The organism is Pseudoalteromonas 'SMAR' (assembly GCF_048515945.1).
In the GTDB taxonomy this organism is placed as follows: domain Bacteria; phylum Pseudomonadota; class Gammaproteobacteria; order Enterobacterales; family Alteromonadaceae; genus Pseudoalteromonas.
In genome coordinates, this window is the sequence record NZ_JBLWMW010000022.1 from 49535 (window position 1) to 72934 (window position 23400).

23 protein-coding genes are annotated in these 23400 nt (G+C 45.7%); 10 read left to right on the top strand and 13 right to left on the bottom strand.

Features of this window, described 5'->3' with window-relative positions; all coding sequences use genetic code 11:
- Positions 1–40 precede the first annotated feature (40 nt).
- The 8 genes from bamB to ndk form a co-directional block, all read right to left on the bottom strand.
- Positions 41–1219: an outer membrane protein assembly factor BamB gene (gene bamB, locus ACNKW2_RS10810; RefSeq protein ID WP_419148567.1), complete on the bottom strand. Its 1179-nt coding sequence runs from the start codon at positions 1217–1219 to the stop codon at positions 41–43.
- Between the two features lie 9 nt (positions 1220–1228).
- Positions 1229–1846, bottom strand: a complete 618-nt coding sequence (locus ACNKW2_RS10815; RefSeq protein WP_419148568.1) for a YfgM family protein — start codon at positions 1844–1846, stop codon at positions 1229–1231.
- Between the two features lie 9 nt (positions 1847–1855).
- Complete coding sequence (gene hisS, locus ACNKW2_RS10820) at positions 1856–3133, bottom strand: histidine--tRNA ligase (RefSeq protein ID WP_419148569.1); 1278 nt, start codon at positions 3131–3133, stop codon at positions 1856–1858.
- 109 nt (positions 3134–3242) lie between these two features.
- On the bottom strand, positions 3243–4361 hold the full coding sequence (ispG, locus tag ACNKW2_RS10825) for a flavodoxin-dependent (E)-4-hydroxy-3-methylbut-2-enyl-diphosphate synthase (RefSeq protein WP_419148570.1): 1119 nt from the start codon (positions 4359–4361) through the stop codon (positions 3243–3245).
- A gap of 5 nt (positions 4362–4366) precedes the next feature.
- Positions 4367–5248 (bottom strand): RodZ domain-containing protein, encoded by an 882-nt coding sequence (locus ACNKW2_RS10830; protein WP_419148571.1) that lies wholly within the window; start codon positions 5246–5248, stop codon positions 4367–4369.
- Positions 5245–6729 carry a type IV pilus biogenesis/stability protein PilW gene (gene pilW / locus ACNKW2_RS10835; RefSeq protein WP_419148572.1) on the bottom strand — a complete coding sequence of 495 codons (1485 nt, stop codon included), beginning with the start codon at positions 6727–6729 and terminating at the stop codon, positions 5245–5247. Before pilW ends, ACNKW2_RS10830 begins: the two co-directional genes overlap by 4 nt.
- 149 nt (positions 6730–6878) lie before the next feature.
- The gene (gene rlmN, locus ACNKW2_RS10840) at positions 6879–8015 is read right to left on the bottom strand and encodes a dual-specificity RNA methyltransferase RlmN (RefSeq protein WP_419148573.1); all 1137 of its coding nucleotides are present in this window, start codon (positions 8013–8015) and stop codon (positions 6879–6881) included.
- 334 nt (positions 8016–8349) lie between these two features.
- Positions 8350–8781, bottom strand: coding sequence for a nucleoside-diphosphate kinase (gene ndk / locus ACNKW2_RS10845; RefSeq protein ID WP_419148574.1), 432 nt, complete (start codon positions 8779–8781; stop codon positions 8350–8352).
- Between the two features lie 377 nt (positions 8782–9158).
- Between ndk and trhP the strand changes: the two genes are divergently transcribed.
- The 6 genes from trhP (at position 9159) to ACNKW2_RS10875 (ending at position 16385) form a co-directional block, all read left to right on the top strand.
- A complete protein-coding gene (trhP, locus tag ACNKW2_RS10850; protein WP_419148575.1) occupies positions 9159–10520 on the top strand; it encodes a prephenate-dependent tRNA uridine(34) hydroxylase TrhP in 1362 nt (453 codons plus the stop codon).
- Positions 10520–10768: a YfhL family 4Fe-4S dicluster ferredoxin gene (locus ACNKW2_RS10855; RefSeq protein ID WP_419148576.1), complete on the top strand. Its 249-nt coding sequence runs from the start codon at positions 10520–10522 to the stop codon at positions 10766–10768. Before trhP ends, ACNKW2_RS10855 begins: the two co-directional genes overlap by 1 nt.
- A gap of 329 nt (positions 10769–11097) precedes the next feature.
- A complete protein-coding gene (locus ACNKW2_RS10860) occupies positions 11098–13788 on the top strand; it encodes a PAS domain S-box protein (RefSeq protein ID WP_419148577.1) in 2691 nt (896 codons plus the stop codon).
- 1 nt (position 13789) lies between these two features.
- On the top strand, positions 13790–14194 hold the full coding sequence (locus tag ACNKW2_RS10865; RefSeq protein ID WP_419148578.1) for a response regulator: 405 nt from the start codon (positions 13790–13792) through the stop codon (positions 14192–14194).
- 2 nt (positions 14195–14196) lie between these two features.
- Positions 14197–15144: a diguanylate cyclase gene (locus ACNKW2_RS10870; protein WP_419148579.1), complete on the top strand. Its 948-nt coding sequence runs from the start codon at positions 14197–14199 to the stop codon at positions 15142–15144.
- Between the two features lie 524 nt (positions 15145–15668).
- Positions 15669–16385, top strand: coding sequence for a response regulator transcription factor (locus ACNKW2_RS10875; RefSeq protein WP_419148580.1), 717 nt, complete (start codon positions 15669–15671; stop codon positions 16383–16385).
- A gap of 84 nt (positions 16386–16469) precedes the next feature.
- Here the strand turns inward: ACNKW2_RS10875 and ACNKW2_RS10880 are convergent, their stop codons facing one another.
- From ACNKW2_RS10880 to ACNKW2_RS10890, 3 genes are all read right to left on the bottom strand, one after another.
- On the bottom strand, positions 16470–17603 hold the full coding sequence (locus tag ACNKW2_RS10880; protein ID WP_419148581.1) for a response regulator: 1134 nt from the start codon (positions 17601–17603) through the stop codon (positions 16470–16472).
- A 113-nt stretch (positions 17604–17716) separates the two neighbouring features.
- Entirely contained in the window at positions 17717–19687 is a 1971-nt protein-coding gene (locus ACNKW2_RS10885; RefSeq protein ID WP_419148582.1) for a sensor histidine kinase, read from the bottom strand.
- 85 nt (positions 19688–19772) lie between these two features.
- Positions 19773–20264, bottom strand: a complete 492-nt coding sequence (locus ACNKW2_RS10890) for a GNAT family N-acetyltransferase (RefSeq protein ID WP_419148583.1) — start codon at positions 20262–20264, stop codon at positions 19773–19775.
- Between the two features lie 66 nt (positions 20265–20330).
- Between ACNKW2_RS10890 and ACNKW2_RS10895 the strand changes: the two genes are divergently transcribed.
- From ACNKW2_RS10895 to ACNKW2_RS10910, 4 genes are all read left to right on the top strand, one after another.
- Positions 20331–20879 carry a glutathione peroxidase gene (locus ACNKW2_RS10895; protein WP_419148584.1) on the top strand — a complete coding sequence of 183 codons (549 nt, stop codon included), beginning with the start codon at positions 20331–20333 and terminating at the stop codon, positions 20877–20879.
- A gap of 67 nt (positions 20880–20946) precedes the next feature.
- Positions 20947–21228: a peptidylprolyl isomerase gene (locus ACNKW2_RS10900; RefSeq protein WP_336567434.1), complete on the top strand. Its 282-nt coding sequence runs from the start codon at positions 20947–20949 to the stop codon at positions 21226–21228.
- A gap of 96 nt (positions 21229–21324) precedes the next feature.
- Positions 21325–21903 (top strand): glutathione S-transferase family protein, encoded by a 579-nt coding sequence (locus ACNKW2_RS10905; protein ID WP_419148585.1) that lies wholly within the window; start codon positions 21325–21327, stop codon positions 21901–21903.
- A 10-nt stretch (positions 21904–21913) separates the two neighbouring features.
- Positions 21914–22270, top strand: coding sequence for a DUF2750 domain-containing protein (locus ACNKW2_RS10910; RefSeq protein ID WP_419148586.1), 357 nt, complete (start codon positions 21914–21916; stop codon positions 22268–22270).
- A 43-nt stretch (positions 22271–22313) separates the two neighbouring features.
- On the opposite strand, the gene ACNKW2_RS10915 is transcribed toward ACNKW2_RS10910, so the two are convergent.
- Positions 22314–22691 (bottom strand): VOC family protein, encoded by a 378-nt coding sequence (locus ACNKW2_RS10915; protein WP_336567439.1) that lies wholly within the window; start codon positions 22689–22691, stop codon positions 22314–22316.
- Between the two features lie 268 nt (positions 22692–22959).
- Positions 22960–23160, bottom strand: coding sequence for a transposase (locus ACNKW2_RS10920; RefSeq protein WP_419148587.1), 201 nt, complete (start codon positions 23158–23160; stop codon positions 22960–22962).
- Positions 23161–23400: the final 240 nt, after the last annotated feature.

Consider the following 23400-nt stretch of genomic DNA (forward strand, 5'->3'; position numbering starts at 1 on the left):
CTAGCGGCGAAGCCCCATAAAAAACTTAACTTTCAGAGATTTACTGTGGTATTTGAACCGCGCTTAGTTCACCATCTCGTGTTGTCACATAGACTTTGTCATCCACAACAATCGGTTCAATATAAAATCCTGAACTATCGAACTCAGAGCGAGAAAGCAACTCACCCGAGCTTTTATCCAACCAGTGAAGGTTTCCTTCCTGATCGCCTACCACGATATAATCCCCTGCTACCACAGGAGCCGTTAGATACCAACCACGTAATGCCGGTTGCGTCCAACGTTCAATCCCAGAGTCTTTATCAAGAGCGTATAACACCCCTTCGCTGTCGACTAGGTATATGGTGTTGAGTTCTAAACTCAAATCGCGGTAACTGCTGTATTCACGATCCCACACTACGTTGCCGCTACGCACATCAATGGCCACTAGTTTACCATTATAGGCGATAGAATACACATAAGCGCCGCTAACAACCGGCTTGGTATCCACGTCAACTAAACGCTCAAACTCAGATGCGCCTTTTGGTACTGCAACGTCTGTGCTCCAAGCCGTAAAGCCATTTTCAGCAATTAAGGTGGTCAGCTTGCCGCTTTCTTCACCAACCATGACACCGCCATTGGCACTGGTAGGTGAGCTCAAGCCACGTAACGTCAAGGCTGGCACTTCTTGCTCATAAAACCAACGCTCTTCACCGCTATCTGGGTGCAACGCCAGTAACTTACCTGAACCTAAATTCACGTAAATAAGGCCGTCGCCTACAGCTGGAGCCGATAGCGCTTCACCTGGCACCGACTTGCGCCAAACCACTTCACCACTGTCGCGGTCAAGGGCTATGACTTCACCGTGCTCAGAACCAATATAAAGCTTACCAAACGCTTGGGTAATACCGCCCGACAGTTTCGCACTGTCGTTGTCTTCCCACGGCCAAAAGCTGGAATTTTTTCTGACATCTACACGCCACTTTTGCTCGCCCGTTTCGGTGTCAAAAGCAATGACTACACCGTCACGAGACGCGGAGAAAATAGTATTTTGGTAGCTCACCGGCGAAAGACGCGAAAAATAGTGCTCTACACCATCGCCGACACTTTCTTGCCACACCACTTCAGCCTCAAACTGGTTATTGATTTCAGGTAGTACGAGCTCATCTTCATCATTCGACGAGCAGCCGCTCGTTAACGCAACCACACACAAAGCCAAAGAGGCCATTGTTAACTTCTTCATGGCAACTCCTTAAACCGCAGTTTTCGGTGCTAAATCATCCAATTTAATCTGCAGCATAGGGTTGTTAGCCCCGCCCTCTGCACTTAGCGCGGTTTGATAAGCTTCCCGTGCCTTTTCTTGCTCACCTTGAGCCAAATAAATATCGCCTTTAACTTCAGCTTGCTGAGAAGCAAATGCCGCAGGCATTGGCTTCGCAAGGTTAGCAAGCGCTGCATCGTATTGCTCTTGGGCCACTTGTACACGCGCTAAACGCAACAAAGCTGTAGCCTGTAGCTCAGGATTGGCAACGTTTTCTGACGCCCATGTCAGCTTTTCTGCTGCCAACGTTAGGTTGTTGTTATCCACCGCTTCTTTTGCTGCCACAAAAGCCGCTAATACCGCGTAATTAGAGTCGCCATTGGCAGCTAAAAAACCATCGGCTTTGGCAAGTACATCGTCGCTCTCCACCACTTGGGTGTACGCTTCTGATGCTGCTTCTGCATTGTCGATTTGGCTCTGGTTATAGGCTTTCCAACCATACATACCACCAATGCCAGCAATGGCTGCTACCGCTAAGGTAATGCCATTTTCGCGGAAAAATCGTTTAATCGCTTCTGCTTGTTGTTCTTCTGTTGAATAAATTTCCATTCTTACCTCTTAGCTTACCAACTCAGCCAATAGCGTTTTCGCATCGGCCAGTGGCAAGGTGACTTGTTCTTTGTCTTCACGCAGATATTTTACCGTAACTTTGCCCTCAGCAAGTTCATCTTCACCAAGTACTAAAGCCACCTCAGCGTCGCTCTTATCTGCACGTTTGAATTGTTTTTTAAAGTTGCCACCACCGCAGTGCATGAGCACCCGCAAGCCCGCAACGTCGTCACGCAGTTGCTGTGCAATCACCGGCGCTTGAATGCTGGCTTGCTCACCCATGGCCACCACGTAAACATCGGCATTACGACGAATATCACCAATGCTCTCGAGTGTTTGCAGTAACAATACCAAGCGCTCCATGCCCATGGCAAAACCTACCGCAGGAGTGGCTTTGCCACCAAGTTGCTCAACCAGGCCATCGTAACGGCCACCGGCACACACAGTGCCTTGCGCACCTAAACTGGTTGTTACCCATTCAAACACGGTGCGATTATAGTAATCGAGGCCGCGTACCAGCTTTTCATTAACCTGGTATTCGACGCCAGCGGCATCTAAACGTTCACACAAATTGGCAAAATGTGCTTTTGATTCCTCGTCTAAGTGTTCCGATAACTTAGGCGCATCCACTAAAACCGCTTGTACCTCAGGGTTTTTGCTGTCTAATACTCGCAGTGGGTTACTGTACATGCGGCGTTTGCTGTCTTCATCGAGAGTGTCTTTGTGTTGCTCTAAATAAGCAATTAAGGCATCGCGATAATCCGCGCGCGCTTCGTTTGAGCCCAGCGAGTTAAGTTCTAACTTAACGTGGTCTTGAATACCAAACTGCTGCCATAAACGCGCAGTCATTAAGATCACTTCAGCATCAATATCCGCTGAAGCGATACCAAAGGTCTCAACACCAAACTGATGAAACTGGCGATAGCGGCCTTTTTGCGGGCGCTCATGACGAAACATTGGCCCCATGTACCAAAGGCGCTGCTCTTGGTTATACAGTAAACCGTTTTGATTACCAGCACGCACACATACCGCTGTGCCTTCAGGACGCAGCGTCAAGCTGTCGCCATTGCGGTCATCAAAGGTATACATTTCTTTTTCTACGATATCGGTGACTTCACCAATAGAGCGCTTAAATAAATCGGTTGACTCAACAATGGGAAAACGAATTTCCTGATAGCCAAATGCCGCTACCGTATCTCTTAATACCGACTCTACTTTCTGCCAAATTTGCGTATCACCTGGCAGACAATCATTCATTCCACGGATAGCTTGAAGTTGTTTTGTCACTGAAAACCCTAACTAAAATCTTATTTCTGCAAATATCACGGCTACGGCGTTGCTTGCTGCTGTAGCGTTTGCGCATTGAAAATGGCTTATATTAACGATTACGCCTGTATCAGTCGATGATTTTTACATCGATTTTTTCTTCTTGCTCTTTTTTCTCAACGTAATCACGGATCTGCGCCTCAAGTTGCTCCACGATATTGTCGTTATCGATGCGCGTTTTTTGCCGTTCGCCATTGATATACAGTCCTGAGCGGCGGTTCGCCCCAGCCAAACCTAAGTCGCTGACTAATGCTTCACCTGGGCCATTCACCACACAACCAATCACCGACACGCTAATTGGAGCCGTAACATCTTCGAGGCGCTCTTCTAACTGGTTCATGGTGTTTACCACATCGAACTCTTGGCGTGAACAGCTTGGGCAAGCAATAAAGTTAATGCCACGAGAGCGGATCCGCAGCGACTTTAAGATATCAAAGCCCACTTTGATTTCTTGCACCGGATCAGCGGCCAATGACACCCGTAAGGTATCGCCAATGCCCTCAGCCAATAACATGCCAAGCCCTACCGCCGATTTCACCGAACCGGCTCTAAAACCACCGGCTTCGGTGATCCCTAAGTGCAATGGCTGGTCAATTTCTTTGGCCAATAAACGATAAGCCCCTACCGCTAGAAAGACATCTGACGCTTTCACCGACACCTTAAACTGGTCAAAGTTGTGACGTTGAAGGATTTCCACATGGCGCATCGCTGATTCTAACAAGGCCTCTGGCGTCGGTTCGCCATACTTTTCTTGCAAGTCGCGCTCTAACGAGCCGCCATTGACGCCAATTCGGATCGGGATATTTTGCTCACCGGCAGCGTCAATAACCGCACGAATGCGCTCTTCGCTACCAATGTTACCTGGGTTAATACGCAAACAATCGGCGCCGTACTTGGCCACTTTAAGGGCAATACGGTAGTCAAAGTGAATATCGGTGACCAGTGGAATATCCACTTGCTCTTTAATGCTTTTGAAGGCCTCAGCGGCATCCATTGTCGGCACCGAAACCCGCACAATATCGGCTCCGGCATCTTGAATTGCTTTAATTTGTGCCACCGTCGCATCAACATCTAAGGTGTTGGTGTTGGTCATTGACTGCACGGCAATAGGCGCGCCGTCGCCGATGGCAACATTACCGACATTAATCCTGGTTGATTTTCTACGCTTAATAGGTGGTTCTGAAAACATGATAACTACTCTGTTAACGGTAAATTAAATTTGGCTAAACGGTTTTTCTCGAATTCCGGCAAGGTGATCGCCACCCCGTCTAATTCTACTTCAACGGCCTGGTGTTTGCCTAACACAACTGAAAACGGCGCTTTGCCGGTCACTGTCATGGTGTAGCCGGCTTTTTTCACTCCAAAAGCGACGCGCTCCTGGGTGGCATCGAACATTTCGACCCAGCTTTCTTGTTTAAAGTGCATCACCACAGTATTGCCTGTCGCCGCCGTAGCAGTTGTATTTGGCTGTGGTTCGGCTGCTGGCGCAGCCGCCGGTGCTACCGTATCGCTGACAACTTTATCAACTGCGGCATCTAGCTCTGTAGTGTTTGGCTCGGCTAGCGGCTCAACGGTCGCGGCCTTATCACTTGCTTGCGGCGCTACAGCTGTCTCTGGCGCTGTAACCGCTTCACTGGTTTCGCCACTGAAAGGCTGCTCGGTGTTGTTGGTTTGCCAAAACCAGAAAGCCGACGAGCCTAGCACAATTGCCAATACAATGTAACTCACCAGCATTAAGCGGTTATCGTGGGCTTCTTTTTCTGTGCGTCGAGAAAAACTTTGCATGCGCCGTTTTTGCACCGGCACTTGCGGCTTTTGATACAAGGCCAACACCTCGTTGGCATCAATGCCCAGCAAGTTACAATAGTTTTTAATGTAGCCCTTCACAAACGTCTCAGGGCCTAAGCTTTGGTAATCGTCTTGCTCAAGCTTGGTGATTTGAGTGTGATTCAGCTTCAGCCGAGTTTCAATCTCAGCAAAACTAATCCCTGCCTTTTGTCTTGCCGTGGCAAGCGTCTGTCCTAGTGAAGGCTGCTCTTGCTCGAGTGCCTCTGGCTCTTTACTGGTTTGGTTCATAAAACGTAATTAGTTGGGTCAACGATTAATACCGCGCGGCCTGCAGTTAAGTCCACGTCGGGGGTTAATTTATTCCATCGCATAATTTCATCGATCAACACACCATATCGATCGGCAATACTGAGTAAGGTGTCTCCCGGCGCAATTTCATGAGTGACATTGGGATTTTTTAAATAGATCTTTTGTCCTGCATACAATCGCGATGATTCACGCACCTGATTATACGCCATAAGCTCGGCCATTTTGATATCGTATTTCACCGAAATGCTAAATAAATTTTCCCCTGCCACCACACGATGAAACGGCACTTGCGGCACCGACACGGCGGCATTCAATAACGCCACACCGGCGGCCACAGAAGTCGAGCGCCCGCCACGCACAGGCTGAGTGCTTGACGATGGCGCCCTAAAGCTCACTTCACCCGGCTTAGGTTGGTAAAACTCCACTGTCGCCGACTCAGTGTTTGCTTCGAGCGGCGCATTACTCGTCGATGCCATAGTGTCACTGCTCCCACTTGGCACCGCGGCGGCATTATTAGACCCAGAGAGTGAATCTTGGGTGAATGTCGTGGCCTGTTGCGAGGGCGTTTTTTTGCGTTTAATTTTTATTTTGGGGTTAGCCATAATGTGCCGTGGAGAATTATCCGTAAGCTTACTTAGCGCCGCTTCGCGCACGCGGTTGCGCAGGCGCTCAAACTCACTGGCGGCAGTATTGTCGGTGAGTATCAATGCCGCTTGCGACGACTTAGGATAAGTTTGCACTAAGGTGGTGGCAATGTCTTGGGCTTTATTTAAGTGGCCCATTTGCACGTGCACCAAATGACTTAATAATAAGCTTCGTGGCGAGATATAGCCGCGCTTAAGCATAGTATCTAGGGCTTCTTCTGCCGCCAAAAAGTCGCTTTTGGCATAATAGAGCCCAGCTAATGCCACCAATGCTGAAACCCGCTGACCTTCGTGCTTCACGGCGCTTTTCAGGTAGTCTTCTGCCAGTGCGAACTCATTTTGTTTCATGGCACACAGCGCGAGGTTTTCGTAGCTGGCGGCCACACGCAAATAGCTTGGCACGTCGATGGCTTTAAAAAAGTACTCACTGGCCTTGTCATATTGACCAATGCGACATAAAAAGGTGCCGTAGTTATTGAGGGTGTTTGGATCATTGGGCTCAATATCTAACGCCGCCTGATAGGCGTTATCGGCGCGCTGCTCTTCACCTACCTGCTCATAATAATAAGCCAGTGAATAATGCGCTTCGGCAAGACGCGGGGCCAATTTCAAGGCGCGTTCAAAGTTATATTTAGCTGAGGTGTTGTTACCAGAATTTAGGTATTCTAACGCCAGAGCGATGCGCGTTTTGGCGGCATTGACGTTATTAACTTGCTGCTCGGGCACAGGACGGCCATCGGAGCGGTAACTGTTTTCAGTTACACAACCAGTTAAAAGCAGGCTGGTACTCATTAGTAATGGCACTGCCCAGCCCATTGTGCGATTTCTTCGCGATTGCATCACTCACCTTTGCTTGCCACTCGAACGTACGTGTGCCCTATATTACCCAAAAGGCTAAGAGATTCATCTATTTTTTCAAAACATTATCCTCACCGTGCAAACTCAGCTGCACGGTGAGCAAAGCATTATTCCGCGCTGGCGTTAATGGCAATGGCGTTGTCTTCACGCTGCTTTTTCTTAGCTAAGCGTTTAGTTCTATCCACTACGTCACCCACTAACTGGCCACAAGCAGCGTCAATGTCGTCGCCACGAGTACGGCGTACAATACAGGTTAGGCCAGCTGCTTGCAGTACCTTTGAAAAACGGTCAATACGACTGTTACTTGAGCGACCATATTCATTGCCCGGGAATGGGTTGAATGGGATCAAGTTGATTTTCACCGGCGTGCCTTTAAGCACTTCCACTAATTCGTGAGCGTGGTCGGTGCTGTCGTTTACTTCTTGCAGCATCACGTACTCAATGGTGATGTCTTTGTTGGCTTTAGAGCCATCAATATAACGGCGACATGCCGCTAAGAACTCTTCAATAGGGTACTTTTTGTTAATGGGTACCAGCACATCGCGCAGTGGGTTGTTCGGCGCGTGAAGTGAAATGGCCAAAGCCACATCGATTTTTTCTTTAAGAATATCCAGTGCCGGAACCACCCCTGAAGTACTCAAGGTAACGCGGCGCTTCGACAGGCCAAACGCCCAGTCGTCCATCATGAGTTCCATGGCAGGAACGACATTATTCAGGTTAAGCAAAGGTTCGCCCATGCCCATCATGACCACGTTGGTAATTGGTCGCTTAGTGCTGTCGCCGTTTTGTAGGCCGATATCGGTGGCCACACGCCACACCTGACCAATGATCTCCGAGACTTTTAAGTTACGGTTAAAGCCCTGCTGCGCAGTGGAACAGAAGGTACACTCTAGCGCACACCCCACCTGTGATGACACACACAACGTGGCGCGGTCTTTTTCTGGGATCCACACGGTTTCCACTTCTTGGCCGCCTTCTAGTAGCAAGGCGTATTTGATGGTGCCGTCGCTGGCTTGTTGCTTGACGGAAATTTCTGGCGCTTTGATCTCACACTCGGCTTGCAAACGCGCGCGCAACTTTTTGTTTAGGTTGCTCATATCATCGAAGTTATCGACACCAAAATGATAAATCCATTTCATCACCTGATCCGCGCGGAAGGGCTTTTCGCCGTACGATGCAAACAACTCGCGCATCCCCTCGCGATTTAAATCAAGTAAGTTAATTTTTTTCTCGGTAGTGGTCATGAAACAACCTCGGTTAAAGACGGTAAGAACAGCTTAAATGGCAATAATACCAATTCGCTTAATTAAGTGGTCTATTTGAGGCAAGAAAATTTTGTCGATAATAAGGCAAAAATTTTGCTATTTAGTTGTTCTAAATAATAAATTTTTAACGCAGTTAGCGGCAAATTTACTCCCTCAAATTGAGCAAGTATTAATGCGGATTGGTATCCATATTGTACAAAAAAGCAGCAAGCATCACAAATAACAAATGCATTTTGCTCAGTATGGCTATTGAGCAAAATGCACTAGGACAAAAAAAGGGCTCGAAAGCCCTTCTTTGGCAACCCAGCTCGAATTAACGAGTACGTGGGCAGATTTCTTCTTCTGCGAAGAAGTAAGCGATTTCGCGAGCAGCAGACTCAGGTGCGTCAGAACCGTGAACTGCGTTTTCGTCGATGCTGTCTGCGTAGTCAGCACGTAAAGTACCAGCTAGTGCTTCAGCAGGGTTCGTTGCACCCATGATTTCACGGTTTTTACGGATAGCGTCTTCACCTTCAAGAACCTGAACCATTACAGGGCCTGAAGTCATGAATTCAACTAATGCACCGAAGAAAGGACGCTCTTTGTGCTCAGCGTAGAAACCTTCCGCTTTCTCTTGAGAAAGGTGAACCATTTTTGATGCAACGATTTTAAGACCAGCAGACTCAAAACGGTTGTAGATAGCACCGATGTGGTTTTTAGCTACCGCATCAGGCTTAACGATTGAAAAAGTACGCTCTAAAGCCATCTTTTTTGCTCCAAAGTTAAAATGTGAATATTGACGGGCGCGAATTATACGCGCTTTGGTAGAAAAAGCCTACTATCTAACGCAGTTTCTTATCCAAGAAATACACCTTAGCGTTATTTCGTAACGCGTTCGCTTCGCTCACCTTATGAGGCCCCGGCGTAAAGCCGGTCCTACAAGGGTCAACGGAAGATGTAGGCGCGATTTTATATCGCGCTAAGAAATTCCGGCGTAAAGCCGGTGCGACAAAGGGATAAGCGTGCGCGGTGCGAAATCCTGATCTAAATCAAAATTTGTTGCTGGTCATTCTTCTATACTGCGCCGCTTTTAATAATCACTCAGCAGCTGACCCGTAATCAGTTCAATGTATGAGGTAAACCATGTTTGTACCAGAACTTCTTTCTCCTGCCGGTAGTTTAAAAAATATGCGTTATGCATTTGCCTACGGTGCCGATGCCGTGTATGCCGGACAACCCCGTTACAGCCTGCGGGTGCGCAATAATGAATTTGACTTGGCCACACTTGAGCTTGGCATCAACGAAGCCCACCAACAAAACAAAAAGTTTTATGTGGTATCAAATATCGCGCCCCATAACGGTAAAGTAAAAACGTACTTACGTGATATTGAGCCCGTTATTGCAATGGGACCTGATGCCCTAATCATGTCCGATCCTGGCCTAATTATGCTGGTACGGGAAAAATGGCCAGATATGCCGATCCACCTTTCAGTGCAAGCCAATGCAGTGAACTATGCCGCGGTGCAATTTTGGGCCAAACAAGGCATTGAACGAGTGATTTTATCTCGCGAGCTATCACTGCAAGAGATTGAAGAAATTCGCACCTTATGCCCCGACACTGAACTTGAAGTGTTTGTACACGGTGCGCTGTGCATGGCCTACTCCGGCCGCTGTTTATTATCTGGCTACATTAACAAGCGCGACCCCAATCAGGGCACTTGCACCAATGCCTGTCGTTGGAGTTATGACGTAAAACCAGGTCAAGAAACCGCTACAGGCGACGTGGTGCATAAAGTCGACCCGAAAGCGATTATTCCAACCTTAGGGGAAGGCCAGCCCACCGATGAGGTATTTATGCTCGAAGAGCAAGGTCGCCCTGGTGAATACATGCCCGCTTTTGAAGATGAACATGGCACTTACATCATGAACTCAAAAGACTTGCGCGCAGTGCAATACGTCGACCAGCTTACGCGCATGGGTGTGCACAGTCTAAAAATTGAAGGCCGTACTAAGTCATTTTACTACGTTGCCCGCACTGCACAGGTCTATCGCAAAGCCATTGATGATGCCGTTGCCGGTAAGCCGTTTGATCCTAGCTTAATGAAAACACTAGAGAACCTGGCTCACAGAGGTTATACCGAGGGCTTTTTAAAGCGCCACGCCCACCAGGATTACCAAAACTATGAGTATGGCCACTCCATTTCCGAACAGCAGCAATTTGTCGGCGAGGTGCTCGGTCGTAACAGCAATGGCTTGGTTGAAATTGATGTAAAAAATAAGTTCTGTACTGGGCATAGCCTCGAACTTATGACGCCAAAAGGAAACATTCAATTTATCCTCGAACACATGGAAAATAAAAAAGGCGAAACCATCAATGATGCCAAGGGCTCAGGCCATATTGTGCAAATCCCATTGCCGCAAGAGATCGACCTAGAACATGCCATTTTAATGCGTAACTTAGGTGACCATGAGGATACCCGTAACCCTCATAAAAAGGTGTCGTAATGGCGCTGTTGATCAACGATAAATGCATTAATTGTGATATGTGCGACCCAGAGTGCCCTAATCAAGCCATTTATATGGGTGACAAGATTTATCAAATCGACCCAGATAAATGCACCGAATGCGTGGGTCACTATGATAATCCAACCTGCGTTAGCGTTTGCCCAATTGATTGCATTAAACCCGATCCGGATCATCGTGAGAGCTTAGATCAACTGGCAGAAAAATACCTCAGGCTCACTGAGGGCTAACTAAACTGTTAATGACCACAGCCGAGTAATCGCTATTTTTACACGGCTGTGGTTGGCCATATTACGCCCCATTTTCCTTGCCTATTTTGCAACAAAGCAAGATCATCCATTTTCATCATCCTAGAGTCGAAATTCCACCCAAATAGACTACAGTTAATGCTATAAGTCACTGGTTTGCTGTTATTGCAACAGTTGGGCGCTACGCTATTTTGACTTTAAGCTTGCTCAAGGTAAGAGACTCAACCTGACACTCACACTCTCTGCTTTCGAACAAGATCGCTTAGCTTAATAAAGCAAAATGGTATGATTATTTTGTGTAAGGACATAACATGGATCTGAACTCGCTCGAGTCATTTTTTCATAATGCCTATATGCCCCATGGGCACTGCTATTTGTGGCAATCTCATATCCTCTGGACCAACGTTGTCTCCGATATTTTAATTGCTGCTGCCTACTTTTCTATCCCCATGGCCATTATGATTTACGCAAAAAAACGCCCCGATATTGCAAAAAACTGGGTTGCTATCCTGTTCTGTGCTTTTATCACCCTATGTGGCCTCACCCACCTTATTGGCGTTTATACCGTATGGCACGGCGCTTATGGTATTCATGGTATTTCCAAAGCCATCACCGCCATTATCTCAATGCTCACAGCAGTGTATTTATTCCGGCTGATCCCCAGCGCCGTGACGTTACCAACGCCCCTGCAATATCGTGGGGTAAGAGATAAACTCAGGCGTGTTACCTCAGAAAAACAAGCTCTGCACACCCAACTGGGCGAAAAAAAAGTCACCGAGTTTATGCTTGATACCCTGCCCACCAGCGCGTTAATGCTCGATGAACTGCTCAGCGTAAATAGGTGTAATCCTTATTTCTATCGTGAACTGGGCTATGGCTCTCCACAGCCGCTGATTGGTAAACGCCTGAACGAAATTGTCAGCCTCGATGACCCGTTTGATAGCCTAGAGTCCATTAGCCAATCGTTACTTAGTCAAAGTGACTTTAGTAAAGAAGCCTTGTGCCATGTTATTGATAAAGAGGGTAACCAAATCCCCATGGAAATGCGCTTAGTGCAAGAGCAGTTTGATGGTCAGAGCTTTATTCTCGCCGTGTTCAATAATATGACCTCCCTTAAGCGCACAGAAAAAGCCTTGGCCGAGTCCAGTGAACAGGTTAATCGTGCTGTTAATGCCACTGAAGACGGCATTTGGGAATGGAATGTGCCAGATAACCGCGTTAGCTATTCAGCGCGTTTAAAACGCATGATTGGTAAGCTGGACGATGACGAGGTGAGCTTTGAAGATTGGTTTGAGCATATTCACCCCGATCATCGCAGTAAAGTGCAAGCTGCTATTGATGAGCACTTTACTAGCAAAGAGCAATATCATATTGAGTACCTTGGCCGTGATAATAATCACCAGTACGCTTGGTTTTCAGCTGTGGGCAATAGCACGTTCGACGCCCAAGGCAACCCCCTATTGATGTCTGGGGCACTGCGCAATATCCATCATAAAAAATCGTTAGAGCTGCAAGTAGCTGAGAAAAATAAAATTCTTAATGCCATTTACGACGGAGCCAGCCAAGCTATTTGGCAATTAAAGGTGGAACCCAATTACCAGTTTCGCTTTTTAGAGTTTAACAAACTTGCCTGTCAGCGCACTGGTGTGACGTTTGAGCAAGTGGTCAATAAAACCCTCAGCGAACTACGCGACAAGGTATTTGATAGCAAGCTAGTGGATAAAATCGCCAAAAACTACCGTCTATGTGTTGATGTTGCCAAGCCCATTGATTACACCGAAATGATCCCCCATCAAGAGCGCGAGCGTTGGTATCAAACCACCCTCTATCCGTTAAAAAATAATCAGGGTGAAGTGGAGCACATTGTTGGCATTGCGGTTGATATTACCGCCAGAAAAGCAGCTGAGCAGGAGCTTGAAGATAATCAGCGCTTTTTACAACGGATCATCGATTCAGCCGTGTGTGGTTTGTATTTGTATGATTTAAAACAAGCGCGAACCACTAAAATAAACAAACGCTATACTCAGCTGGTTGGCTACCAACAGGTTGATTTAGCCGCAACCAACATTGATGCACTATTTCACCCCAGTGAGTTCGCCCTAGTTGAAGCACACATAGAAGAGGTAAAGGCCAGCGAAGATGGCCAGTTATTGCCAATTAAATACCGTTTTAAACACAAAGCCGGCCACTGGATTTGGTGTTACGCCGTCGATACCGTGCTTACTCGAGATGACCACGGCAATGCCGAATTAATGCTCAGCACATTCGTGGATATGACCGAGCAGACCGAGCTGTTAATCAAACTGCAAGAGTCTAATGCCCAGCTCGAGCAGTTTGCCTATTTAGCGTCTCATGATCTGCAAGAGCCGTTAAGAAAGATCACCGCTTTTTCAGATAGCTTAGCTGAGCGGATAACGCCGCAACTGCCCAACTATGAAGATGCCAAGTTTGAACTGGAGCGCTTAGTCAGTGCCAGCCAACGCATGCGCACCATGATCCAAGATTTACTCAAGCTATCGCGTTTACACGCCCATCAACTAAAATTACAAGACACCAATCTCAGTATTATCCTCGAAGATGTCTGTGAAATACTCAGTTTTAGTATTGAAGAAAGCCATACCGAAATCACCTTGCAACACGGCGATATTATGGTGCAGTTAGATGCCTCACTGTTTATACAGGTGTTACAAAACCTCATTAGCAACAGCATTAAGTTTAAGCGTGAAGAGTGCACCCCTCATATTCGCATTAATTGTGAGCAAAAAGGCCAACAGCTGGTGATCCATTATCAAGATAATGGCATTGGCATTCCCGCCTCACGCCAGCAACAAATATTTGAGCCGTTTAAGCGCTTCGGTGGTAACCAAGAGCAAGGCAGTGGCATTGGGCTTTCTTTGTGTAAAGAAATCATCAAGCTACATGGTGGCACTATCTGTTGCCACGATTGTGATAATGGCGCACGGTTTGAAATTGCATTGCCGCTGCAATTTAAGGAGTCATAAGGTGGAACTACTATTGGTTGAAGACGACCCAGATGATATTTATTTTTTTAAACGTGCTTACAACAGCGTGACTGACCGGCCTCATCTCAAAGTGTTTAATGATGGTAGCGAATTACTGCATTATATAGAGCGCAGTGACGCACAGGTGCAAGTGGTGTTGCTGGATTTAAATATGCCCAATATGTCGGGGTTTGAGGTGATGAAAGCATTAAGTGAGCAACAACTCACCAGTAACTTAATTATTGTTTGTTACACCACTTCCACACATCACAGCGACATCAACAAAGCGTATCAGCTTGGTGCTAAATCATATATTACTAAGCCAGAGCGCTTAAATGATTTAGAAAACTTGATAGAACTGGTCAAGCAATACTGGTTTGATCATAACTATGCCGTAAAAGGGTGACTATGAATACTTGGTTAATTTACCTGCTTGAAGACAACGATGAAGACGCTTATTTGGTCAAGCGCACCCTGGCTGATATGAGTGGAAAACATAAATTTAAGGTTAAGCATTTCAAAACCTTAGATGCGCTTAACCAAGCGCTGAAAAGCTTTAAGCCAGAAACCCTGCTCATCGATCTCAATATCGAAGAAAGCCAAGGGCTCAACACCTTATTGGCGGTAAAACAAATGACTAATAGCGCCCCTATTGTGGTGCTCACCGGCATTTCCGAAGAGGCCTTTGGTGAAAAGGCGATTCAACTGGGAGCGCAAGATTACCTTCCCAAACATGAGGTAACCGGCCCTTTGCTGTGTCGCACGGTTATCTTTTCAAAAGAGCGCTTCGAGATGCAGCGCAACCTAGAAAACCTGGTTATTATGGATAGACTCACCATGCTCCATAATCGCGGCGCCTTTGATAATGAAATCGAGCGTGCCATTTCTGATTCAGAGCGCTATGGCCATGGTTTTGGTTTATTATTTATTGATTTAGATAACTTTAAGCCCGTTAACGATAACCTCGGCCACCAAGCAGGAGACCAATTATTAAAAATTCTCTCAGCTAAATTAAAAATGTATAAGCGCGCCTCGGATTTTGTTGCTCGCTATGGCGGTGATGAGTTTGTAGTGATTGCCCCTCACCTCACGGAAAAAAACCAGTTAAGAAAATTAGCCCAACACAAATACGACCTATTAAGCGATACTTACTGCCTCCAAGATGAGCAAAACCAATTGCAAGAAATACATCTAAAACTCAGCATTGGTGCCGTAATATACCCAACCGACGCCAGCAGCGCCGATGAGCTCGTCGCCAAAGCCGATAAAGCCATGTACGCCGCGAAATCACAAGGGTTACCTTATGTGATTTATTCTGAGCTAAACCAAAGTGACCCTGAACCAAATCAGGAATAACATACCATCGCGATGCAACATTATGAAAAAATCGCGATATAAAATCGCTGCTACCAAAGGCCGTCACTCCGGACTCGATCCTGAGTCCATATAAAACCATTGCACCGACATCGATATTTTTTATCGCGTGTACAATCATGAAACTATCGCGATATAAGCGCGATATAAAATCGCGCCTACAACGTTCCCCTGTTGCGTTATAAAACCGCGCCTACCACAGGCCGTCATTCCGGACTTGATCCGGAGTCCATATAAAACCATTGCACCGACATCGATATTTTTTATCGCGGACCCTATGGACCCTGAATCAAGTTCAGGGTGACGAATTTTGTAGCCGCGGATTTACTCCGCGGAAAGACCTCAGCCTAAAATTCCCTTGTGGGAACGGCTTTACGCCGGAATCTTTATCGCGATGTAAAATCGCGCCTACACATAAAACCACCCTAAAACACAAAATAAAGTTCAAATTATTGTAAAAAATATGTATATTAAATTTTAATAAAAACTAAGATGCAGGATTAAGAATGACTGGAAAGGACGATTCTAGCATGGCGAAGCATTGGCAAAGCCGTGAGATTTTTATCTTAACTCACCCTAATGCTGATACCAGTAGTGAAGCTTATATTCTACTCGTTAAAGTACTAGAAACTTTGGCGGGCACAGTCAAAATAGACACAAAATTACCCGATGCTGCTCTAAAGGCTGCCATTTCATTATTTGTGATTGATGTTGAGCACCGTGATTGCAACGAACTCATCAGCCCTGAAATCAAACAGCTCGCCATGCAGCACCATGTGATGCTCTTTAATGCTGAACGCGGCACAGTAAGCGAAAAAACCGCGCTATTTGGCAACGTAAAAGGCTTACTGTATCAAGATGCCTCACCACAAACACTTTTTAATGGCATAACCAGCGTGCTCGAGGGTGAACTGTGGTTTTGCCAACATGTCGTTGCTTCAGCGTTCAGTGAGCTGCTATCAGCCATGCCAAAGCCGATAAGAGAAAGTGATATTATCGTCGGTCATGACGAGTTAAACCAACTTACCACACGAGAAAAGTCAGTGATCAAGCTCATCGCGTCGGGAGCTAAAAATGAAGATATAGCCGATCAGCTTAATATTAGCAGCCACACGGTTAAAACGCATATATACAGCGCATTCAAAAAAACCAACTCTCGCAACCGAGTGGAACTTGCAAACTGGGCGCTGCGCCATATCCCCCTGGTAGGTGCGACCTTGTAGCAGTGGTTTTACATAGAGGTCTTTAATCGCGGCGCAAAATCACGCCTACAGACCTACCTCTTTTCATTTAATATAAAAACGCTTTTATTCCGACTTTTTCGATAATAACTTGAGGTCTTCTTCGATGTCGTGAAATGCGGTTTTTATTTCTTTCACACTTTCTTCCCGAGAGACTGAGCTTTGAATGGCTTTATCAACATTTCGGTAAATAAATAGCTCCTGATCTTCATCCAGCCCCATGGTAGGGATACGCTCTTCAAACATTTCTTGTAACGCCCTAAAAACACGTTCATTATCCTGGCGATTTTTATCTAACAGGGCAATCATGTTATTAAATTTTTCCTGCACCATGGTAATGGCTTCTTCTAGGTCGTCATGCTGTTGCGCCAGCTTACGCTTGGTGGCAATAGCCAATAGCTGCTGCTCAGTTACACTGGCAATAAAGCAGATGTGGTCACGTAAGCGGCCATGTTTATCAGGGTCATCATCCGGCATATTAAGGATTAATATGCTCAACATTGGATAGTTGACTAAAATGCGATTAGTAAACTCATGTAAGCGCCCTTTGTTGCGTAAGATTTCGAATAGTTCAATAACAATTGGGGAGCATATTCCGGTGCTGGCAAAGTGATGCAACTGACCTTCAAGGCGAATTTCCATATTGCAGTTGAGCCCCAAGCCACGCAGGCACTGGCATAATGCTTCAGCAAGCTTCGGTAAGGTCTCAATATTACCAATTTGCTCAATGTAATTAACGATTTGGCCCATTTCACTGCTATTGGCCATGGCACTGAATGCCGTTGAAGTGGCATCTTCCACTTGCTGCGCCAGCAAGTCTTTTTCTTGTAGCAATTGCCCTAAATGAGATAGCTTTGCCTTCAGCTCACCTTGGCCAAAAGGCTTAACAATGTAATCCTCAGCTCCAACCGAGTAGCCTTCCATGCGCTCTTCGACCGATCCCCTTGCCGACACAAACATCACAATAATGTGTTGCGTATTGGGGTTTTCTTTGATCGCTTTACAGACCTCATAGCCATTCATTTTAGGCATACTGACATCCAGCAATATCACCTGCGGATCGAAGTCTTCTACCACTTCAAGGCATGCAGGGCCGCTTTCAACAGTTTGCAATTCAAAGTCGAGATCTTCTAGGATTTCTTCGATAATTTCGAGGTTAAACGGTTCGTCATCCACCGCCAGAATTCGTTTTAGCGCCATTACATATCATCCTTTATGGTCCTTTACAGCCAAAGTCTTGTTTCATTACAGAAATAAGAACGATTACCCTTGTAGTTATAGACCCTGAGCGAAGGTCTTGCCAACTTTATTAATTACAACGCGTTACTGGTTTCAAAATGCTCGGCATGGGGCAAAATAATGTGAATACGAGCCCCCACATCGGGGTTATTTTCGGCGTAGATCTGGCCTTTATGCAGCAGCACAAACTCCTTACAAATAGCCAGTCCCAAACCGGTTCCTCCAGCGCCACTGGCAGTTTTACTACTTTGCACAAACTTAGAAAAAATATCCTCAAGCTCATCTTCTGGAATACCAACCCCTTGGTCGACAATTTCAATATGCAGCTCTTTATCTTTGCTACTTAGGAGTACGGCAATCTCGCTACCTTTTGGACTAAACTTTAAGGCATTACCCAGTAAGTTCCTGACCACTTGGCTAAGTTGTTCAGGATCGCAAAACGTTTTAATTTGGCTGCTGGGCTTATCAAAGCGAATTCTTATATTCTTCTCCATCGCTGTGCCAGATACATCCTCAATGCCACTGTCAATAATCGCGATTAAATCTTGAAAGCTGGGGTTAAAGGGAAAGCGCCCAGCATCGAGCTTAGATAAATCAAGCAAATTATTTAATAGCACTAGTAAGCGTTCACCGTTGGTTTCGATGCGCGATAAATACTTTCTCAACTTTTCTTCTGCCAGCTCTGGCGCCTCGAGCTTTTCTAAACCAAAGCGGGCAAAACTCAGTATTGAGTGCATTGGCGTGCGCAGCTCATGGGACATATTGGCCAAAAACTCAGATTTAGATAAGTTGGCCGCTTCTGCAGCTTCTTTGGCATTTTGTAATTGTGCCGTGCGAGCCTGCACTTCTAATTCGAGGATTTCTTTGGTTTCTTCCAGTATTTCTTGTTGCTTTTTAAACTTGGAAATATTTTTGAAAATCACCGCAAACGCCATTTCGCCATGATGATCGATTTCATTAAAGGTGCCCATCAACGGGATAACCCTGCCATCAACCAGTGGTAAATTAAGCTCACAATTAAATTGATGTCGCATGCCACCATGCTTCATTAACTCACGTAGATTCGCGACAGATTGTTCATCAAATAATTCGAAAATAGACAATGCCTGCAAAGACTCTGCGGAAGTATTAAACAAATCGCAACAAGCATCGTTGGCTTCAATAACAAAGCCAAGCCGATTGAATAACATAATGGGATCGGGCGTGTGTTTATAAATAACGCGCAGTAGACTGTCGCGTTCAATCAGGGCATCTACGGTTTCTTGTAATCTTTCAACCAGCTCCTGATTATGACGGCGGAGTAGTTCGGTTTGCCAAAGCTTATGGAGACTTTGCAGTAACTCACTTTCATCAAAGGGTTTAATTAAGACATCTTCCACCCCTTGGCGCACCGCTTCTAACAAATCCACTTGATTGACTCGCGATGTCATGAGCAAACATCGGCACTCTGGGTGAATAAGACGCACCTTATTGAAGACATCTAACCCAGTATCATCATCTAAATTGAAGTCGCTTATCAGTAAATCAAAGCTATGCTGCTCTGCAGCCTGCATCGCTTCTTCCAGAGTGGTTGCTGTGGTCACGGCAAGCTGTGCCCCACGCAGGTTATTGGCAAGCGCTTCCAATCTCGGAGCATGATGGTCAACCAAGAGTACTTTCGGCAAAACTAAGGCATTGGCACCACCTATTTCTAATAAGCGTTCAAGTAATGAAGTAATATCTTTATTGGCAAAAAAAGGATAGACAACTATACCATTTGGCAGAGTGCGGTTTATTTCGCTAAACAGCCTAAGGTGCTCAGCGTTATCAGGCTTTGGTGCCAGTAACACCAACTTATCATGATGTTGTAGCTGATGGATGGATTGCAGCTTTTCAACCGGTACGCCATGAGCAACAACAATCACCTCAAAAGTATCAAAATCCAGTTCTGTATCTAGGCTGCGATAATGCAGGTGCTCAACATCGCCGCCAAGCAACTCAAACAACACTTTTACCCGCATTGCCTGTACGCTGCTACTGTCTATTATCAGAACTCGATTGCTCATCTATTAATTCCTTTACCGACGACTGTGCAATTCAGTTTAGTAGAAGAATCAATAGAGGTGAAAAAATCACTGATAATGGCAGGATTTAAGACGGGATATGTTTACCCAAAATCGTTAAATTGTACTTTTTGCCATCCAGTAGGGCTACTTTAGGAAGCTCTCCCCAACGCTCATAACCATGTTTTAGGAACAGTTGAATACTCGGTGTGTTATGCGAGAAAATAAAGCCCACTAAGGTATCAATCTCTAACTCTGGTGCTTGCTGCTCAGCAAAGCGCATCAGCTCACTCCCAAGCCCTTTGCCTTGAGCCTGTTCAGCAATGTAAATACTGACTTCGGTGGTACCATCATAAGCTGGTCGCCCGTAAAAGCTGCTGTAACTTAGCCACGCAATGACTTGGTTATCCTGCTCGACAACGTAAATGGGTCGCTTGCCACTGTGCCCAGCAAACCACGACTGCTTTTCTGCTACACTTACCGGCTCAGTATCGGCGGTGACCATACGACTGGGAATGGTGGCATTGTAAATAGCAACAATGGCCGCTAAATCGGGTTGTTTTGCCAATCTAATGTTCATAATCATGATCAGGTAAATAACTATCGGCGTATAATAAAAGATAAAACAATCAAAAGGAAAGCAGACATGCGTAAATCTATCTCCGCCTTGGCTTTGGGCTTGGGCCTTTTATTTACCTCCAGTGCCAATGCACAATCACAATCGTGTGACGACTTCACCAATGTAGAGCTAAGAAAGCTGCGCTCTGATGACACCCTCAACCTATGTCAGTTTAAAGACAAACCTTTATTAATTGTTAATACCGCCAGTAATTGTGGCTTTACCGGACAATTCGAAGGGCTAGAGAAGGTCCACCAAAAATACAAAGACGACGGACTTGTGGTGTTAGGCTTCCCTTCTGATGACTTTTTTCAAGAAGAAGACGATGAAAAAGCCACCGCCGAAGTCTGCTTTGTCAATTATGGGGTGACCTTTGATATGTTTGCTACCTCAGCGGTTCGCGGCTCAGACGCCAACCCTGTTTTTCAGCACTTAAATGAAGTAACTAGCTCACCTAATTGGAATTTTTATAAATATCTCGTCTCGGCCGACCGCAAAACGATTCAACGTTTTAACAGCCGCACCGAGCCAATGTCGAATGAGTTAACCAGCGAAATCGAAAAACTATTGCCGTAATTGCTGATTTTTTCAACCACCTATATTAGAATAAAGTATGAATTGTGATTAAACATTTGGAGAAGTTATGGCAGTAGCGAGTGCAAGGCACATCTTAGTAGACAGCGAAGCGCAGTGTTTGGAACTTAAAGAGCGTATTGCTGCTGGGGAAGAGTTTGCAGATATTGCAAAACAATACTCCAATTGTCCCTCAGGCCAAGATGGCGGTGCTTTGGGCGAGTTTGGCCCAGGTATGATGGTGCCCGAGTTTGACAAAGTGGTGTTCTCAGCTCCCGTAAATGAAGTTCAGGGCCCAGTGCAAACTCAGTTTGGTTTCCATCTTCTCGAGGTAACCAGTCGCTCAGATTAATTCTGCAGTTGCGAAAAATGTCTGCATTCGCCATCATTCTAACAAGCTAGGCTAAGCTGCTTTAAGCTTAGCATTAACCTAATAAGGAATGATGGCATGCAATTAATCGGCTCTAACACCAGCCCCTACGCTCGACGCATCCGCATGTGGGCGGAAAAAAACGCAATCCCGTTCGACTATCAACATATTGATATCTTTGCCGCTGAAGGTCAGCAAACTCTAGTAAAATACAATCCAGCACGAAAAATCCCTTTTTTAATCGATGAGTCTCAAATCATCTGCGACTCCAACCTTATTGTGCGTTACCTCAGAGAAAAGCATCAATTAGACAAGCCTAGTTGGGATCAAGAAAACCTACTGATTTTAATCAATGCCTGTAACGACTCACTGGTTGAATTACTGCTGAGCAAACGTTCCGGTTTTGCTATTGAGCAAGATAAGCTGTTTTTCAACCTGCAGCGCGAACGCATTCAACATACCTTGTATTATCTAAATGAACACTGTGTGACAGACGAGCTATTGCATTGGGATTACCTCCAGATCAGTTTATACTGTCTGATTGACTGGGTGCTATTTAGAGAGCTCGTCGATTTAAGCGATTATGAAAACTTAATGGCGCTTCATCAACGCTGGCACAGCGAGGCGTTGGCACAACAAACCGATCCACGAAATTGAGATAGTGATAATGAACGAAGAAGAAATTGGCTCAGAAGTAACTGAGTTTATCGAGCAAGTAAAACGCAGCGAAACAGTATGGGCACTAGGCTCTGACGATGGCGGATTAGTGGTGGTTGATTCCAACCAGTTTGATGAAGTTGATGTGTTACTGCTTTGGGATAGCGAAGAAAAAGCCCAAGCTCAGTGCCGTGATGAATGGTCTGAGTTCAGTGCCATAAGCATTGATGTGGAAAGCTTTTTAGATGAGTGGGTGCTAGATCTAAAAGAAGACGATGCCTTAGTTGGTTTAAACTGGAACGATGACAACGTTTGCGTTGAAATCGAACCTGTGGGTTTAGCTCGCCTGTTGGTCGACGCCGAATAACCGCCACACTAGCTGCGTTGATAATATGCGCAGCTACCTTCCTCTACCGTGATACTAATGCCACTAAGGTGCCTTCTATTGCGCGCACATAAGCCTGAGTGACACTGCCTTTCAAACTTGGCGGACTAAGCGGCTCAGCGCCTGCAGCAACAGCCTTATCGTAACACTTAGGGACATTGTCACAACTGAGTGATATTTCAAACCCCAAAGCTGGCTGCTTAGGATGGCTGCGAATGTATTCTTGTTTAAATTGTGACTGCGCCAATGGGTGACTGGCAAATGCCAGCTTGACCTCGCCAGTATCCAGCTCGCCGTAATCTCCCTCATCGGTCATATCAAAAGTGCTTATAGCAAATGCTTGATAGTAAAAATCTAAGACTTCTTCGACATTGTCTACATAGATCACCGTTTTCGCGAACACACCACACCTCAATTCCATTATTAAAATCATCAAACAATGTAACTAGTTATAACTGATGCATAATTATTGGGCAAGGCAAAGTCGCGGAATAAATCCGCTAATGCATACAGATACCACGTAGGGGATAAGCGAACTCATCAAAGAAGCCGAGGGAGCTCTTCATTAAGAGCAAAGATATAAGCACGCAATCACATCAATAAATGCCAAGTAATACCAATCCGCATAAAGATTAAATCAATTTTATCCACTCCCGATTACACATCTTCTTTTACCCGCTCAGGTACTGAAATAAAGTGATTCCAAGCCTTTGAAACCTCATCAATGATTTCTTCATAGTATGAAAATACTTTTTAGATAAACAGTGTTGTCGTAGCCAACTCCACACTTGCTCGATTGGGTTTAACTCTGACGAATAGGGAGCGAAACGTGGATGCCGAGCTGGAAGCCCGCCACAGGGATATGTGCCCAAAGGTTGCCTTTACCACTCTGTCTACATTGTTCTCAAGGCTGTAATTCTTGTAGGCGCGGGTTTACCCCGCGCTTTTTTTGAATTCCACATAGCAAAAAACCCCGACTCTTTCGAATCGGGGTTTGACGTACAAGGAAGTACTAATGTCGATGAGATTCATGGATGAATGTCTTTCATCAACTTACTTATAAGGCCCTGGCGATGTTCTCATTCTTTTCATAGAGAGACACATGGGAAGCC